Annotated in this window: 12 protein-coding genes; 5 read left to right on the top strand and 7 right to left on the bottom strand. The window is 42.3% G+C overall.

Annotation, left to right across the window (positions count from 1 at the left end; genetic code table 11):
* Positions 1–347 precede the first annotated feature (347 nt).
* The 4 genes from glmS to cas8a1 all read left to right on the top strand — a co-directional run bounded on the left by glmS (position 348) and on the right by cas8a1 (position 5,136).
* Positions 348–2,219 carry a glutamine--fructose-6-phosphate transaminase (isomerizing) gene (glmS, locus tag HWQ23_RS16675; protein ID WP_292830100.1) on the top strand — a complete coding sequence of 624 codons (1,872 nt, stop codon included), beginning with the start codon at positions 348–350 and terminating at the stop codon, positions 2,217–2,219.
* Positions 2,220–2,483: 264 nt separating this feature from the next.
* Positions 2,484–4,157 carry an AIPR family protein gene (locus tag HWQ23_RS16670; protein ID WP_292830098.1) on the top strand — a complete coding sequence of 558 codons (1,674 nt, stop codon included), beginning with the start codon at positions 2,484–2,486 and terminating at the stop codon, positions 4,155–4,157.
* 323 nt (positions 4,158–4,480) lie between these two features.
* A complete protein-coding gene (gene cas6, locus HWQ23_RS16665; protein WP_365741721.1) occupies positions 4,481–4,834 on the top strand; it encodes a type I-MYXAN CRISPR-associated protein Cas6/Cmx6 in 354 nt (117 codons plus the stop codon).
* 38 nt (positions 4,835–4,872) lie between these two features.
* Positions 4,873–5,136, top strand: a complete 264-nt coding sequence (gene cas8a1 / locus HWQ23_RS16660; RefSeq protein WP_292830096.1) for a type I-MYXAN CRISPR-associated Cas8a1/Cmx1 — start codon at positions 4,873–4,875, stop codon at positions 5,134–5,136.
* A 572-nt stretch (positions 5,137–5,708) separates the two neighbouring features.
* On the opposite strand, the gene HWQ23_RS16655 is transcribed toward cas8a1, so the two are convergent.
* From HWQ23_RS16655 to HWQ23_RS16625, 7 genes are all read right to left on the bottom strand, one after another.
* Positions 5,709–7,064: a UDP-N-acetylmuramoyl-tripeptide--D-alanyl-D-alanine ligase gene (locus HWQ23_RS16655; protein WP_292830094.1), complete on the bottom strand. Its 1,356-nt coding sequence runs from the start codon at positions 7,062–7,064 to the stop codon at positions 5,709–5,711.
* A gap of 211 nt (positions 7,065–7,275) precedes the next feature.
* Entirely contained in the window at positions 7,276–7,722 is a 447-nt protein-coding gene (locus HWQ23_RS16650) for a tellurite resistance TerB family protein (protein WP_292830093.1), read from the bottom strand.
* Between the two features lie 177 nt (positions 7,723–7,899).
* Positions 7,900–8,037 carry a hypothetical protein gene (locus HWQ23_RS16645; RefSeq protein ID WP_292830092.1) on the bottom strand — a complete coding sequence of 46 codons (138 nt, stop codon included), beginning with the start codon at positions 8,035–8,037 and terminating at the stop codon, positions 7,900–7,902.
* 269 nt (positions 8,038–8,306) lie between these two features.
* The gene (locus HWQ23_RS16640) at positions 8,307–9,227 is read right to left on the bottom strand and encodes a histone deacetylase family protein (RefSeq protein ID WP_292830091.1); all 921 of its coding nucleotides are present in this window, start codon (positions 9,225–9,227) and stop codon (positions 8,307–8,309) included.
* Positions 9,228–9,300: 73 nt separating this feature from the next.
* Positions 9,301–11,937, bottom strand: coding sequence for an EAL domain-containing protein (locus HWQ23_RS16635; protein ID WP_292830089.1), 2,637 nt, complete (start codon positions 11,935–11,937; stop codon positions 9,301–9,303).
* 249 nt (positions 11,938–12,186) lie between these two features.
* Positions 12,187–12,378, bottom strand: coding sequence for a hypothetical protein (locus HWQ23_RS16630; RefSeq protein WP_292830087.1), 192 nt, complete (start codon positions 12,376–12,378; stop codon positions 12,187–12,189).
* A gap of 422 nt (positions 12,379–12,800) precedes the next feature.
* Positions 12,801–14,543 (bottom strand): ShlB/FhaC/HecB family hemolysin secretion/activation protein, encoded by a 1,743-nt coding sequence (locus tag HWQ23_RS16625; protein ID WP_375466584.1) that lies wholly within the window; start codon positions 14,541–14,543, stop codon positions 12,801–12,803.
* A 397-nt stretch (positions 14,544–14,940) separates the two neighbouring features.
* Here HWQ23_RS16625 and HWQ23_RS16620 point away from each other — a divergent pair, with 397 nt between their 5' ends.
* Positions 14,941–15,099, top strand: coding sequence for a hypothetical protein (locus HWQ23_RS16620; protein ID WP_292830083.1), 159 nt, complete (start codon positions 14,941–14,943; stop codon positions 15,097–15,099).
* Positions 15,100–15,325 lie beyond the last annotated feature (226 nt).

Genomic DNA, 15,325 nt, shown 5'->3' with positions numbered 1-15,325 from the left:
GTTCTTTCCAGAACGGTTGCGTTGTCTCCTTTGGGCATAAGAGAAAGGCGCAAGCTTTTGCGCCCCTCGGCAGTGATACAGACCATCAAATAAAGCCTCCGCCCAGAGTTCTCGCTGAGTCCTGAGTTCTGAGACAAAAGAAGTAAATCAAAAAAAACAATTTCTTGATTCTTCACTCGGAACTCAGAACTCAGTCCTCAAGAATTTTAAAGTTTCTTAATAGAAAGTACCTTTAGTAATACCTAGTGGTAGAGGGAGTAATTTACTCCCTTTTTTTTTGCAAAATGTCGAATTTGTGCTAAGAACTATACTGGATTTAATCATCCTGAAAAAAAGTGGTGTGAACAATGTGCGGAATCGTTGGATATATAGGCACTCAAGCGGCGACAGACATTTTATTGGCTGGGCTGGAAAAACTAGAGTACAGGGGCTACGATTCTGCTGGAATCGCCACTATTTGGGAAGGTGAGGTTAATTGTGTGCGGGCAAAGGGCAAACTGCATAACCTGCGTTCTAAACTCGAACAAATAGAAACCCCCGCCCAAATTGGTATTGGTCATACTCGCTGGGCAACTCATGGTAAACCAGAAGAGTACAACGCCCATCCCCACATGGATACGGCAAAGCGAGTGGCGGTGGTGCAAAATGGCATTATCGAAAATTACCGCGAGTTGCGCGAGGAACTCAAAGAAAAAGGACACCAGTTTCTTTCTGAAACCGATACAGAAGTTATTCCCCATCTCATAGCCGAATTTTTAAAGAATCTTCCCCCCTCATCTGGCTTTCTAGAGGCAATTCGCCAAGCTGTTAACCACTTGCAGGGGGCATTTGCGATCGCAGTTATTTCTGCTGACTACCCCGATGAATTGATTGTTGTTCGCCAGCAAGCGCCTTTGGTAATTGGTTTTGGGCAAGGGGAGTTCTTTTGTGCATCTGATACGCCAGCGATCGTTGCCTACACCCGTGCAGTGCTACCTCTGGAAAATGGCGAAATTGCCCGCCTGACTCCTTTGGGCGTTGAGATTTACAATTTTGCTGGCGACAGGTTGAAAAAACAACCCCGACTGCTTAACTACAATCCTGCAATGGTAGAAAAGCAGGGATTCAAACACTTCATGCTCAAAGAAATCCATGAGCAGCCAGGGGTAGTAAGAGCTAGTTTAGAAGCATACTTTAATCCAGCCGAATCTACCGAATCGCCAATCAATCTTGGTTTACCTGCGGATTTCTACAACGATTTAGAACAAATTCATATTGTCGCCTGTGGTACCAGTTGGCACGCAGCATTAATCGGAAAATATTTACTTGAACAACTAGCAGGAATTTCAACTCAGGTACATTACGCTTCTGAGTATCGCTATGCACCATCACCCGTGACGGCTAACACGTTGATCATTGGCGTTACCCAATCAGGCGAAACCGCCGATACCCTAGCAGCTTTGGGGATGGAAAAAGAACGTCGCCAGGGGAAAGAATCTAAATATCAAGCGCGACTACTGGGCATTACCAATCGCCCCGAAAGTAGCCTTGGTCATATGGTGTCGCATATTATCAGTACCTTAGCGGGAATTGAAATTGGCGTAGCGGCGACGAAAACTTTTACCGCCCAACTGATGGCGTTTTATGCTTTGGCATTGGATTTAGCAGCTCGTCGTCAAACAGTTTCAAAAGACACATTAGAGAAGATTATTAATGGGTTGCGGCAGATTCCCAAACAAATTGAGGCAACTTTGGAAACTCAAGAACGTTTAACTGAACAGCTAGCCCACGAATTCGCCGAAACCCAAGATTTCATTTTTGTGGGTAGGGGGATTAACTTTCCTATTGCTTTGGAAGGGGCGTTGAAATTAAAAGAAATCAGCTATATTCACGCCGAAGGGTATCCGGCTGGAGAAATGAAACATGGCCCGATCGCTCTTTTGGATGCAAAAGTACCAGTAGTTGCGATCGCAATACCTGGTAGTGTTTACGAAAAAGTTATTTCCAATGCCCAAGAAGCCAAAGCCAGAGATTCTCGGTTAATTGGCGTGACTCCCGTCAACGATGGCGAAGCTGCGGAAATCTTTAACGATCTTCTTCCCGTCTCTGATGTAGAAGAATTACTCTCTCCCATCCTCACAGTAGTTCCCTTACAATTGTTGGCTTATCATATTGCCGCCCGTCGCGGTTTGGATGTCGATCAGCCTCGTAATCTAGCTAAAAGTGTTACCGTAGAATAGTATAATTTTATACGTAAAATTTAGGTATAATGGCTTCTGAAGAAGTTGTATGGCTTGCAGAAGCCATTTTTATGGCAATGATTATAAGTATAATATATTTATTAATACTTAAGTAAGTATTCGCTGGATTTGCAGTAAAGGGTAAAATTATCCAAATGCGATCGCAAAAACCCGAATGTATATTTTTACAACGTCTTTATACTACAGACAAGTCTGTAAAAATTTGAGCCGATAACATTCAAGTTAATTACATCTACCAACATTATGAGTGAAATCCACCTACGTCAAATAAAGTCATACCTTCAAAAAACATTTAATGGTTTGATTGACTTATCAGATTATCAAAATAAATCTGAAACAGACAGAGAGTTAATTTTCTTAACAAGAAGTCTAGCTGCATTTACTTTGATGGTTTTAGCTGATCTCTCTCCTCAAGAAGCATCAAAATCGATAGTTGATGGTGGACAGGATAATGGAATAGATTCGCTTTATTTTGACAGGCGAGAAAAAATAATGTATGTATTACAGTCCAAATGGAAACAAGACAGTAAAGGTAGTGTTAAAACAGATGAGGTAATGAAATTTACTAGAGGTTTTAAAGACTTGGTAAATGCTAGATATGAGAGATTCAACTCAAAATTTAATAATAAAACTCCAGATATTGAAGAAGCGCTGAATGACGCAGGAACAAGATTTGAAATAATCCTTGTCTATTCAGGTCAAACTCCCTTAGCAGATGAACCAAAAAGAGAATTGGATGATCTATTAGGTGAGATGAACGATTCATCAGATATTGTTAGTATGAGAGTTTATAACCAGGCAAATATATATAACATTATATCTCAAGGAGCATCTGGCAATCCTATAAATTTAGATGTTTGCCTGTTTGAGTGGGGACAAACAAAAGAACCCTATCAATCATATTATGGGCAAGTGTCTGCTAGGGAAGTAGCTGATTGGTGGACTAAACATTCTCCTAAATTGTTCTCTTCAAATATTAGGCTTTTTGTAAAAGATAGTGAAGTTAATGAAGGTATTATCAATACACTAAAAAAAGAACCGGAAAAATTTTGGTATTATAACAATGGCATAACAGCTTTGTGTTCTAGTATTGGGAAAAAACCGCTTGGCGGTAGTGGAAGAGACACGGGCATATTTGAATGTAAAGATGTCAAAGTAGTTAATGGCGCTCAGACTGTTGGATCGATAGCAAGAGCATATCAAAATTCTCCTGAGCAGGTTGAAAAAGCAAGAGTTCTTATTCGTTTTATCTCCTTAGAAAATTGTCCTGAAGAATTTGCTACAGAAATTACTCGATTCAACAATACTCAGAACCGAATTGATCGTCGAGAATTTGTAGCTCTCGATCCAGAGCAAGAAAGAATAAAAAATGAACTTCACTTAGAAGGAATTATTTATACTTATAAGTCAGGTGAATCAATCCCAGATGGAGAAAAAGGTTTTGATTTAAATGAAGCTACGATTAGTCGAGCGTGCAAACAGAATGAGGTTTCTTTCGCCACGCGAGTTAAAGATAAAATTGGTGTTTTATGGGAAGATATAGAAAAACCTCCATACAAAACTCTCTTTAATAGATCAGTAAATGGTTCTAACCTTTGGAAATTAGTTCAAATCTTAAGAGTAGTAGAGAATAAATTATCAGAAGTACAAAAACAACGAGATGGAAGAGAAAAGTTATTTGCTACTCATAGTAATCGTCTCATACTACACCTGGTTTACAAAGCCTTACCAGAGAATTTTTTTAGCATATCATCTGATTTAACCCCAGTACAAATTGATAATATTCAATCTATGACCTCAGAGTTTTTGGGTAGTATTATGAGTGAAAGTAGCAACCTATTTCCAACTTCCTATCCGGCAAATATCTTCAGAAATGTCACAAAATGCCAGGAAATTGTGGAAAAAATTTTCAATTGAGGACAATACTGTAGGAGTCCCAGTAATTCGAGTTGGTACAAATGAGGCTTTTCCTATTCTTCAAGGAAATTTTAGAAATGCTAAATGAATATAAAACAATACTAACTTAGTAAAAATTATTATGTTTGCTTGACGCTTTAAAGTACTCTCACATTAATCACTAAGGTAGTCTAAATAATAATTAGTTGCCTCTATCGTATATCTGCTTAAAGATAGGGTGGTAAAGATGATCGTTGATTGCAGCTTACCTATGCAGATTCTCTCAGAGTCACCTTTAAATCTAACAAAGCCAACAAAGGTTTTAACACCTCAGTTAACATAACATAGATTTAATTTTTAACCTGATTGGTGAGACAGTACCTCTCGACCACGGCCATGAGCTATTTTCTGCGATCGCCCACTTTGAACCTGAACTTCATAAGTTAAATACAGTTGGAATTCATACTATTGTAGGTATTCCCAAGGAAGGCGTAATTCAGCTAACTAAAAATTCTAGGCTTCGGATTCGGCTACCAGTAGATCAAGTGCGTTTGGTTTATCCGTTAGCAGGTAAGTCGCTCAAAATTGGCAAGCATACAATTCGCTTGGGGATTCCTGAAATTTATTTGCTTGAGCCTGCTGAGAGATTGCGATCGCGTATAGTGATTATCCAGGGTTATCAAGAACCTGGCTGCTAAAGCAATCTTTTCAGATTAATGAAGAAGGTCTGATTTCGTTGACAGGCTTAAATAGGCATTCAATCAATATTGAAACCCAAATTAATATTCACCTGGGAATCACGGCAACATTCCTCCAACATAATCAGGTTGTTAAATTTAAGGGAAAAAAATCCAAGTCATTAAAAGTTGACGGTGTTGATGGCATAGAACTAGATGTCGAATATAAGAAAGCAGTTTCCTATGCTCATCAGCATTTTGCTAAACAACTCTGTGATGAACAAGGTCAATTCTTGCAAGAGTCCATTGGTGTAGTAGGTTAGTTGTATCCGGGATCTGTAGTTCGTCATGTCGCTTTTACAAAAGAAACTAAGTTTGCATTGCTGAATCAAACAACAATTATGCGATTACCTCAAGCTTGCGGGCGTTGTTCACCTGCAAGGCATTGGAAGCGAAGCGTACTTAAGATAATACTTCTTGAATTCCTTTATGGAAAAGGAAATTGGCTTTGAGAGGTTAGGCGATCGCTCCATGCTAGCGGCTATAGGTAAAGTGAAATAGAGTGCGATGGCTCCGTCCGCCGCAGGCATCGCATTCCTCGTAAACTCAAGCTGTTGATTCAGCTTTGCACTTGGATGCGATCGCCACTGAATTTTGAAGCAAATATTCCCAAATCCTTACAGGGAAAACGGTTGCAAAATTATACAACTTTTTTATTTGTTTTTGGATGGTAGCATGATGAAATTGTAGAACTTTATTTTTTCAAAACTTCTGAGTAGCTAACGATATAATAGTGCTTGTAGGCGCGTAAATTGTACAACTTTTTTATAGTTATACAGCGTTTGTAGAACACTAAAAAAGTCATACAATATTGCTAAGGTTTCTAGGGGTAGATTCATTTGGGAAATTCTGCACGTAACTGATTGACTACCCGATCTAATCCCACCGAATGGGCGGCTTTGAATAATAAACGATCGCCTGCTTGCACAAATGTCTTCAACCTAGCCACCAAATCAGCATGAGTTGCAAAACACTCCGATGGGATACCTTCGGCACTAAGGGCGATCGCTTCGGCATCTTGTCCATCTACTAAAACCAACAAGCCGTCTAAATTCAACTTTCGCACTGTTTCTCCGACTCGCTGGTGCAACTGCACCGATCGCTCTCCCAATTCTTTCATTGCACCCAATACGGCAATCTTCCGCTTTCCGGGTGTGTCTGCCAATAATTGCAACGCTGCGATCATCGCTTCTGGTGCAGCATTATAAGTTTCATCTAAGATTAACACGTCATTGGGTAAGGTAAATCGCTGCGATCGCCCTGTGGGCATATTCACCATCACACCTGTTTTTAGAGATGCCCAATCGATTCCCAACACCTTTGCCACCGCTAAAGCTGCCAAAAAATTAGTCGCATTATGACGACCAAGTAGCGGTAGAGGTAGTTGGATTCCTGCGACTTCCATAGTCTGGTTATCAATTAACTGCCCTTGAATATCCCCACCAGAAAAGCCGTAAGTCAAAACTTCTCCGTGCCAAACTGAAGCCGCCGTGGTAATTAATAGGGGATTGTCGTAGTTGAGAATTGCCACACTATCAGCAGACATTTCGGCTAATAACTCACATTTTGCCTGAGCGATCGCTTCTTCAGAACCCAGTAACTCAATATGCGCCGTCCCGACATTGGTAATCACTCCAATTGTTGGACGTGCTATTTGCGTCAGTTCGGCAATTTGTCCCCTACCCCGCATCGCCATTTCAATTACGGCGTAGTCATCTTCTGCGCCAAGTTCTAGGAGAGTTTTCGGGACACCAATTTCATTATTATAATTTTCATAAGTTTTGTGAACTCGTCCCTTTGTTCCTAAAACTGCGGCGATCAATTCTTTGGTTGTAGTTTTGCCCACAGAACCTGTTACGCCAATTACAGGAATGTTAAAGCGATCGCGCCACCATCTGGCAATTTTTTGATATGCCTTGAGCGTGTCTTTTACCTGTAATATAGGAAATCCAGGATTTTCGTATTCAAAATCGACAATTGCAGCTATTGCACCCTTGGCGATCGCAGTTGGCACAAATTCATGTCCATCAAACTTATCGCCTCGCAAAGCTACAAATACTTCACCCGGCTTCAGGGTACGGCTATCTGTTTCTATACCAATACTTACTTGCCTTAAAGCAGCTTCAGATAAGTTTACAGTCTGGGCCAAAAGAACTTCAACCAGTTGGGTTAGGGTGGCAGAACAACGCATAACTAATTTACAATTTAAAGTTCAAAATTATAAAATCGGATTATGACACAATAGTGCATTGAACAACAAGATTTGCGACTTCAAGGGAAAAGTCGGGAATCTAAGCCTAGTCAGAATAACACTAAAAATAGTGCCAAAGGAGTTAGGCTCCTTTGGCACACTTTGTTTATAAGCTATTTATATAGTTTAATTAGGCATATCTTCTATCACCCTATCCCCGGTTTTTAATCAAGATTACTTGCACAATTTGTATTGCGATCTCACTAGAAACACCTAAAGCTTGATATAAATCATTTAAGAAGCTTTTTTCTTCTTCAGCTACAATACCTTCAGCTAAAACTAAATCAGTGGCTACTGCAAAAGCTGCTTCCCGCAAGTCTTGAGATAGAGAATCTTTTGCTGCATTAAATAAAGGATTAAAACCATCACCCTGGAGAATGCCCAAGATTTTGTCAAACAGTCTGATCATCATCTCATGGGGATAACTTTTAAAAAGTTTCATCCGGGACAGCATAAAAGTGATAGAATTTGCTTGCTCAATAGAAAGGTAACCGTCTGAGGCTGTTGCCGTCAAGATAATGACAGCAAAAGCTTCCTCTGGATTGAGTGCTGCTTGGGTTTGGCTTTCTATGTCCAACAGAGCGTCGAATAGACCCATTGTAGTAACTCCTTGCTTAGGGTCTCAATAGCGCTACAGTTACCTGTGTGTTTGGTAGATTTCCAGGTAAGACTGCAACGCTGTGAGACTTTCATGCTTTAGTGTTCCCAGTATTTCTTCACGGCGAACACTTGCACCCAATGGTTTTTGGCAATAACTACACTGCCATGTGTAAAGTTAGGGTTCTCCTGCCTTTTCTATTGTTTCAATTACCGCCAAACCTATAGCAGAAGCAGCTATTAACAATACTCCTGATATCAAATAGGCGTTGGTCAGCATTCGGAGGGCTTCATCGAAAAAAATATAGGTGGTCATTGCTTCACCTTTGGAAATTTGTGCTGCTAGTACTTTTTATTTCTCCACACCCCGATAGGTGAATTTCGCTGAGAAACTGCTAGCAATTGCATCTTAACAAAACTTTAGCTCTTTCAGAACCCCACTCAAACTTTTTCTTTCTGAAGATTTGATGAACTTTACAAAAAAATACATTGGGCAAACAGGCCAAACAGGGCATTGGGGAAAGACTTACTGCAACTTCCCCTCTGCTCCCCCTGTCCCCTGCTCCCCAGTCCCCGGCAATGAGATTAAAGTAAACAGCGTTCAATCGTCGCTACAACTGATTGAGAAAGAGTATTAAAGTCGTAACCACCTTCTAAGCCAAACAGAATTTTACGAGTTACCCCTAGACAATAATCAGTAAATAAAGCGTAGTCTTCTGGCTGCAAATTGATACTTGCTAAAGGATCTGCGGCATTGCCATCGTAACCAGCACTCACAATCAGTAAATCTGCTTGAAAGTTTGCTAAAAACGGTACAACCTGTCTTTCAAATAATGGTTGATATACTGCAATATCACTACCAGGGGGTACAGGTAAATTTAAGACATTATTATGAAAGCCGCGTTCTGTCGCTCTTCCAGTACCGGGATAGCATGGGTACTGATGTAGGGAACAGTAGGCGATGCGTGCTTGGGTTTCGACGATCGCCTGAGTACCATTACCGTGATGCACATCCCAATCGAGGATGGCGACGCGGTTAACTCCGGGTTGTTCTAGGGCAAATAAAGCTGCGATCGCTGCATTAGAAAATAGGCAAAAGCCCATCCCCGCATCACTTTCTGCATGGTGTCCTGGGGGACGCGCCAGTACAAAAGCCGGATTAGCCGACTTTAAGACAGCCTCAACTCCATCTAACCAGGCACTGACTGCCAACAATGCCACATCATAACTGCGCGGGGAAACTGGCGTATCTCCATCCAAAGGGCCGCCGCCACTAGAAGCGATTTGCCAAAGTTTTTTCATATAAGCTGGGCTATGCGCTTTCACCAACATAGACATCAGTGATGGCTGTTCTGATGCTGGTGTGGGCTTTTGCCAGACAATTTGATCTGCGAATATAGCTGCTTTTAGGGCAGTAGCGATCGCCGTCAAGCGTTCTGGTCTTTCGGGATGGTATTTTCCAGTTTTGTGATCTAAAAACTCGTCGGAATAGATGACTGGCAGCATAGAACGAAAAAGGTTGGCAGCAGGACAATCAATGCTATTTTATCCTCACTGGTACAAACAGTTTTTCCTTGTACTAGAGCTTTGGTCGTTTACTTTCGAGGATTTCTGTTGCAACCTTTGCAGAAAGCGGCCGGTAGAATAAAAAGCCCTGTACCTCGTCACAGTTGATAGATTTCAAAAACTCCAGTTCCTCTTCTTTTTCTACCCCTTCGGCTGTCAACTTCAATCCCAAGTTGTGTCCCAAGCTAACTATGGCCTTGACAATATGAGCTACTTTGGCATCGTGCGTCAAATGTTGAATAAAAGACTTATCTATTTTCAGATTGTGGAGTGGCAAAAGCTGTAGGCGCGAGAGCGAGGAATGACCCGTACCAAAGTCATCAATGGAGATGAAAACACCCATCTGCTGTATATCCTCTAACACCTTCCTCGTAAAATTTAAATTCTCAACGGCTGTGCTTTCGGTAATTTCTAATTCTAAAAAGCGGGCTTCTAGCCCCGTTTGTTCTAAAACTTCGGCTATAGTCTCTAGCAATTTGGGTTGGCGGAACTGCTTGAGAGAAAGATTGACAGCGATCGTTATGGGTGGCAATCCGGCATCTTGCCAGGCTTTATTTTGGCTACAGGCTGTCCGCAACACCCATTCGCCGATGGCGACAATTAATCCACTTTCTTCGGCGAGGGGAATGAAGACAGTGGGTGCGACCAACCCCATCTCTGGCTGCTGCCAACGCAACAGAGCCTCCATACCAGTAATTTCGTCTGTGGCAATGTTCACACGAGGCTGATAGTATACTGTAAATTCTTTACGTTCTAGGGCATAGCGCAAGCTCTTTTCTAAAGTCAGGAGTTCAGGATTTTTAGCGCTCAGAGAAACACTGTAGAATTGGTAGTTATTCCGCCCTTTGTCCTTGGCGTAGTATAAAGCGGCATCTGCGTGCTGGATTAGTGTTTCGGCGTCAGAACTGTTGCTATCAAGCAAGGCAATACCGAGGCTGGCAGTCACATAAAGTTCATGCCCTTGGAGATGGAAAGCACCCTCTAAGGCTTGTAACATTCTGTACGCCACCAGAGTTACCTCTTCAATATCATTGACTCGCGGGAGTAAGATAGTGAATTCATCACCTCCCCAACGGGCTATGGTATCTCCGCCTCGGAGTGAGCCATTTAATCTTTGAGCGACGCTTTGTAACAGTTGGTCTCCCAGAGTGTGCCCCAGAGTGTCATTAATCACCTTGAAGCGATCGAGATCCAGGAAGATCACAGCTAAACTTTCGCCATTCCGAATAGCGTTGGGTAGAGTTTTACTGAGCATCTCATTAAATAGTAGGCGATTGGGCAGCCCTGTCAGCACGTCATGAAGGGCTTGATAGCGAATCTTTTCTTCTACTTGCTGACGCTGCCGCGAACCAATGATACTGGCGGCCATCGTCAAAAGGGTAGATTCTTCGTGCCTTGACCAATGACGCTCAAGGGTGCAGTCTGCCAAGCCAAGATAACCCCAGAAATTATTCTCGAAGCAAAGAGGCACCAAAAGAAGGGATTGAATGCCATCTCGAATCAGGAATTCTTGTTCGGCGACCGGAAATTTTTGGGTGAGTCCGTTAATCGGCTGGCCGCTAGAGAGAACAGCGTACCAACGGTCTAATCCAGAAGCTTGATAAGGCTGATTTTGCCAATGCTGGTGGGTAGATTCAATAAAGGAGTGCGTCCATTCAAACCGTAGGCTGACTGCTATTTCCCCTGTAACAGGATGGGGATGGTTCTGGAAGAGATAGGCACGATCTGCCTTGGCAGCTTCGCCCAATACAGCTAGAGCTCGATCAATACCAGTTTCATAATTCATTTCCCCTAGCAAATAATTGGCGGCTTCCGCAACTGCTTGTAGCAAGCGATCGCGCTGACGCAGTTCGGCTGTGGCTTGTTTTTGCTCTGTAATATCCCTAATAATAAAAGTTCTAATTAAATCACTTTCAGGAAGGTAGAGAACGGATTGTTCAAAAACTTCTGCGCCTACTTCCACCTCCCGCACAAAAGAATTTTTTTCTTGATTCTTAACTCCACTCAAGAGTCCTGTTAATATTGGGTGTTGCGTCCCAATTTCCCGAAGTTTGGGAAACTTGAGAGCTGCGGCTGGATTGAGATAAGTAACTGTTCCCTCGAAATCCATCTCAATAATTGGATTGGGGATCAGTTCAGGGAAGGATGCTAGGCGAGCTAGGGCGGATTCAGTAGCGGCTTCAAAGCTGGGATCGATAGCTAGGGTTTGAAAAGGATTGGCAGGACTGGCTTGCTCTGATAGGAAACCAGATAAGTCTTCAACATCGCCAGATTCTGAAAATGCTTGTTCTGAGAGGTTGGAAACAGCATAATATTTAGCTTGAGCTTTATTACTGCCAAAGGCAATGATATCTCCGTTTCTGAGATTATGAGAAAAGCATTTAGTGCCATTGACAAATAAGCCATTAGTACTTGCTTTTCCCTTGTAGTTGCCATCAATAATCTGGAAGCCGTATTGGTCAGTCTCTGGAACAGTTACTCGCAATAAAATTGCATGTTGCATTGATACTGACCGGGAAGCCAATACAATAGTGTTTGCGGGATGCCGCCCCAGAGAATAAGTAGTCTCTTGCAAGGGGACAGTTCGCTCCCCTTCTAGGTCTTGAATGACCAACAGATGGCGTATTTTTTCCCGCTCATTTCCTAGCATGGCTGTTCCTCAAATTCTCATATCTTTATGTCTTAATCTGAAAAGTATTACTCCCATAAGTTCAGCTTAAAAGTCTTAACTTATGCGAAAATTTGCTCAATCAAAGTTGTCACCGTCTGCTCCGGCGTAGCCCGCCGCAAGCATCGCAAAATTGGTATGAGGGTGCAAACTAGCCCCTCTCTTGATGCTTAACCGCACTCAGTCCTGATTCCTGATTCCTGAGTGAATTAAAAATTACTCAGTAGTTGTCTACTTGGTACATACCCCGCTATTCTGTTGCTCCCTTTGTGGGCGGTCTTTTAACTCAGTATGGGCTAAACCATAGCTATCCGCTAACAGCACTTGGAATTCAGCACTCTTGATCTTCTGGAATGAGATGGCTAATTGTTCAATCAGTTTTTGCGGTAGAAGTTCTAGTACGCCACGGCGTAAATAGAGCAACCATTTAAAATTCCTCTCATAGCTTATTCCATAATACTTTTGAATGCGTGACTTTTGATTGCGTGATTGCGTGACTTCCGCCTTGCGGTACTAGCCGTTTTCTCCACTCATACATAAGTTATAAACTTTGTCCCTTCGTCTATATCATCCAACCTTGTCTTTCTTAGAATACCCAGATTAACAATTCAAAATTCAAAATTCTTGCATTCTTGCATTGAAGAGAGTTTCAGACTCTTATTTAAACCTGGGCTGAAACTCAGAGTAGTGCCTTGCATATTTTCCCACGGCAGTTCCTTGTTTTGTCAAAGACACGCAAGGGACTGCCTCCCCGTTGTGGCGACTGCACAAACCCAACGGAAGTCGGAACCTAACCGTTCAGGACGAGCTACGTGTAAAGGGAAGGAGATTGACAGTTCTAAATTTTAAAAAGGATTATAGAATAAACTAAAATACAGACCCTTTTCTTGTAATGTTCTCTCATTTGAGTCAACAGATATTAAAGGAATGCCCCAGTCAAGACGAACGGTGAAGCGATCGCCTTGCGACCAACGCAACCCCAGACCAACAGCAGCTAGAGTATTATGGTCGGGATTCTCTGTATTTGAACTATTCCAGCCAACACCAAAATCCACAAAGGGGATAACCTGTAAGGTGCTATCTATCTGGGGTAAGCGCAGAATTGGTACTTGAACTTCCGCAGAAACAAAAGTGCCATTATCCGTTAGCAGGTAATCTTGACGGTAGCCCCGAATACTTTCCTGCCCACCTAAGCCAAATTGCTCTAAAGGTAAAAGCGTTCTGGATGCGAGTTGCGTATTTAAACGAAGTAATAGTAAGGTTTCAGGAGCTAAAAGGCGTGCCCACTGCGCTTGCCCTTGCCAAGCAAAAAAACGGCTATCGGGAGGATTTTGATTAATCGTCGGATTCAACACATCTATGCCCAAACTAAATTGAGAGCGGAGGGCGATGACTTCACGGCTGTTACGACTCGTCCATTCTTGAAAAAATCGCAACGCAGATACCTTGGTGCGTCCCTGTTGATCAGCGCCTAAACCGGGGAAAGCTAGCCGCTCTTCCAAAAGGGGGGGGGAATAGGAGGCTTCACTTTCCCGTCGGGAGGCTGTCAACCCAAGGGCGAATTCTTGTGTAGGAGTTTGAACTATGGGCTGGCGGAATGTCAATTCGTAATAGCGAGATGCCGATTCGATATCTAAAACGTTGAAAGGAGGTTCAATGACATTACTCGACGTAGTGCCATAGTTGAAAGTGAGGGTTCCGTTCTTGGGATTGAGTGGTAATGTATAGGTGGCGTCAAAGGAGTTACTACCATCAGTGTTGGTGTATCCTAGACTCAGACCATCTCCCAATCCGAGTAAGTTGGCTTCATTCAATCTTAATCCGCGTCGGAAACTGCCAACACTAGGCGATCGCCCATTATCAAGAACTATTTGGCTACTAAAGGTTTTTGCCTCAGTGATCTTGACTTCTAATAGACTCACACCACTTTGCGATCCTGCTGAAAGTTCAGCAGAGACGTTTTGAATCAAAGGATTAAGTTGCAAAAGTTGCAGTGCCTCTAGTAGACGCTGACGATTCAGAGGCGGTGATGTCGCTATCCCTAGTCGGCTGCGGACATAATTCGGATTCAACCGTCGAGTCCCAGTTACCTGGATATCTTCTAATTTACCTTCCACCACCTGAATTTTAACAACACCGGATTGGATTGTTTGGGGTGGAATATAGGCACCAGAGGTAATGTAACCATTTTTGATGTATAGATCAGTGATTTTAGAACGTGCTTGATACACTTGGGCCAGTGAGATCGGTCGTTTGGTAAATTCAGCAGTGGCTTGGGCTAACTCTTTAGCACTGAAGACTGTGCTACCAACAACTTCAAACCGTTCAACAACAATATTTTGAGGAAAGTTGCCAGGGAGTGTTTCCTCAGGTGTGGGAGTTGGGGCAGACGGGGGAAATAGTTCTGCTGGTGGAGGAAGTGGCTGTGGCAGTTCAGGTGAGGGAGGTGGCGAAGGTGGGGGTGGTTGGACATCCTGTGGTGGTGGGAGTTTTTGCGACAGGATAAAATTACTAGTTGGTAATTGTGTAGTATCAACAGCCTGAGCTTTGAGTGGACTAAAAGATATGCTGCCCAGTAATAGAAGCATACTCAGAGGTAAGCAGGACACTATAAGATTCTGAGGATATTTATCAATCATCGCACTGAATTATTTTTTGTCAGAAACTATGGGATTATATGGCGACTGCTTCAGCTGTGAATCTTACTTCATCTTTTGTCCCTAAAGTTAATACTTTGGGCAAATTTAAATTTACAGCTATTTTTGTCTTAAATAGACTCGCGCTTTTGGGAGACAGCAATATTGCCTAGAACATATGTGTTTTAAACACATGAAAATTGCTGTAAATGTCATCTTTGTTCAGCCAGGGGAGTGTCAATGCAGACTTTAAAGTATCAGTGGTGTTCGATCTGCATAAGCAAGCAGATATGAAGCAGATATGTTGGAATTAGGGACTGACAAATAAAAAAATACTCAACTACTTCTTGTGGGGTGGACATCTTGTCCGCCTCTAGCCCAAGGCGGACAAGATGTCTACCCCACAAAATTGGATAATTTATTTGTTGGAAATCCGTTATCTGCGGCTACGGGAGAAATAGAATGTAGAGACGTAGCAGTGCTACGTCTCTACAAGGGTTCTGGGTAACTTAGAACTCGGCACTTTCGGCATTTTAAAAGAACAAGTGAAGATTTTGTTTCAACCAAATGAAATTAAAGCTACATATTCCTAACTCCCTTTAGAGCATAAAAAAAATAAGTATCTAGATTTGACTATAATTACTGAAAACATCCATCTTTTCGCCAGAAGTCAGTGAATCATAAATTGAATTAGCAAAACCCCAACGTTAAATCAGTAAATAGTTATCAGGCGT

Origin of the sequence: Nostoc sp. JL33, assembly GCF_017114985.1 — a bacterium.
Lineage (GTDB): Bacteria > Cyanobacteriota > Cyanobacteriia > Cyanobacteriales > Nostocaceae > Nostoc.
Note: the sequence above shows the minus strand (reverse complement) of the source record. Positions and strands in the feature narration are given on the sequence as shown.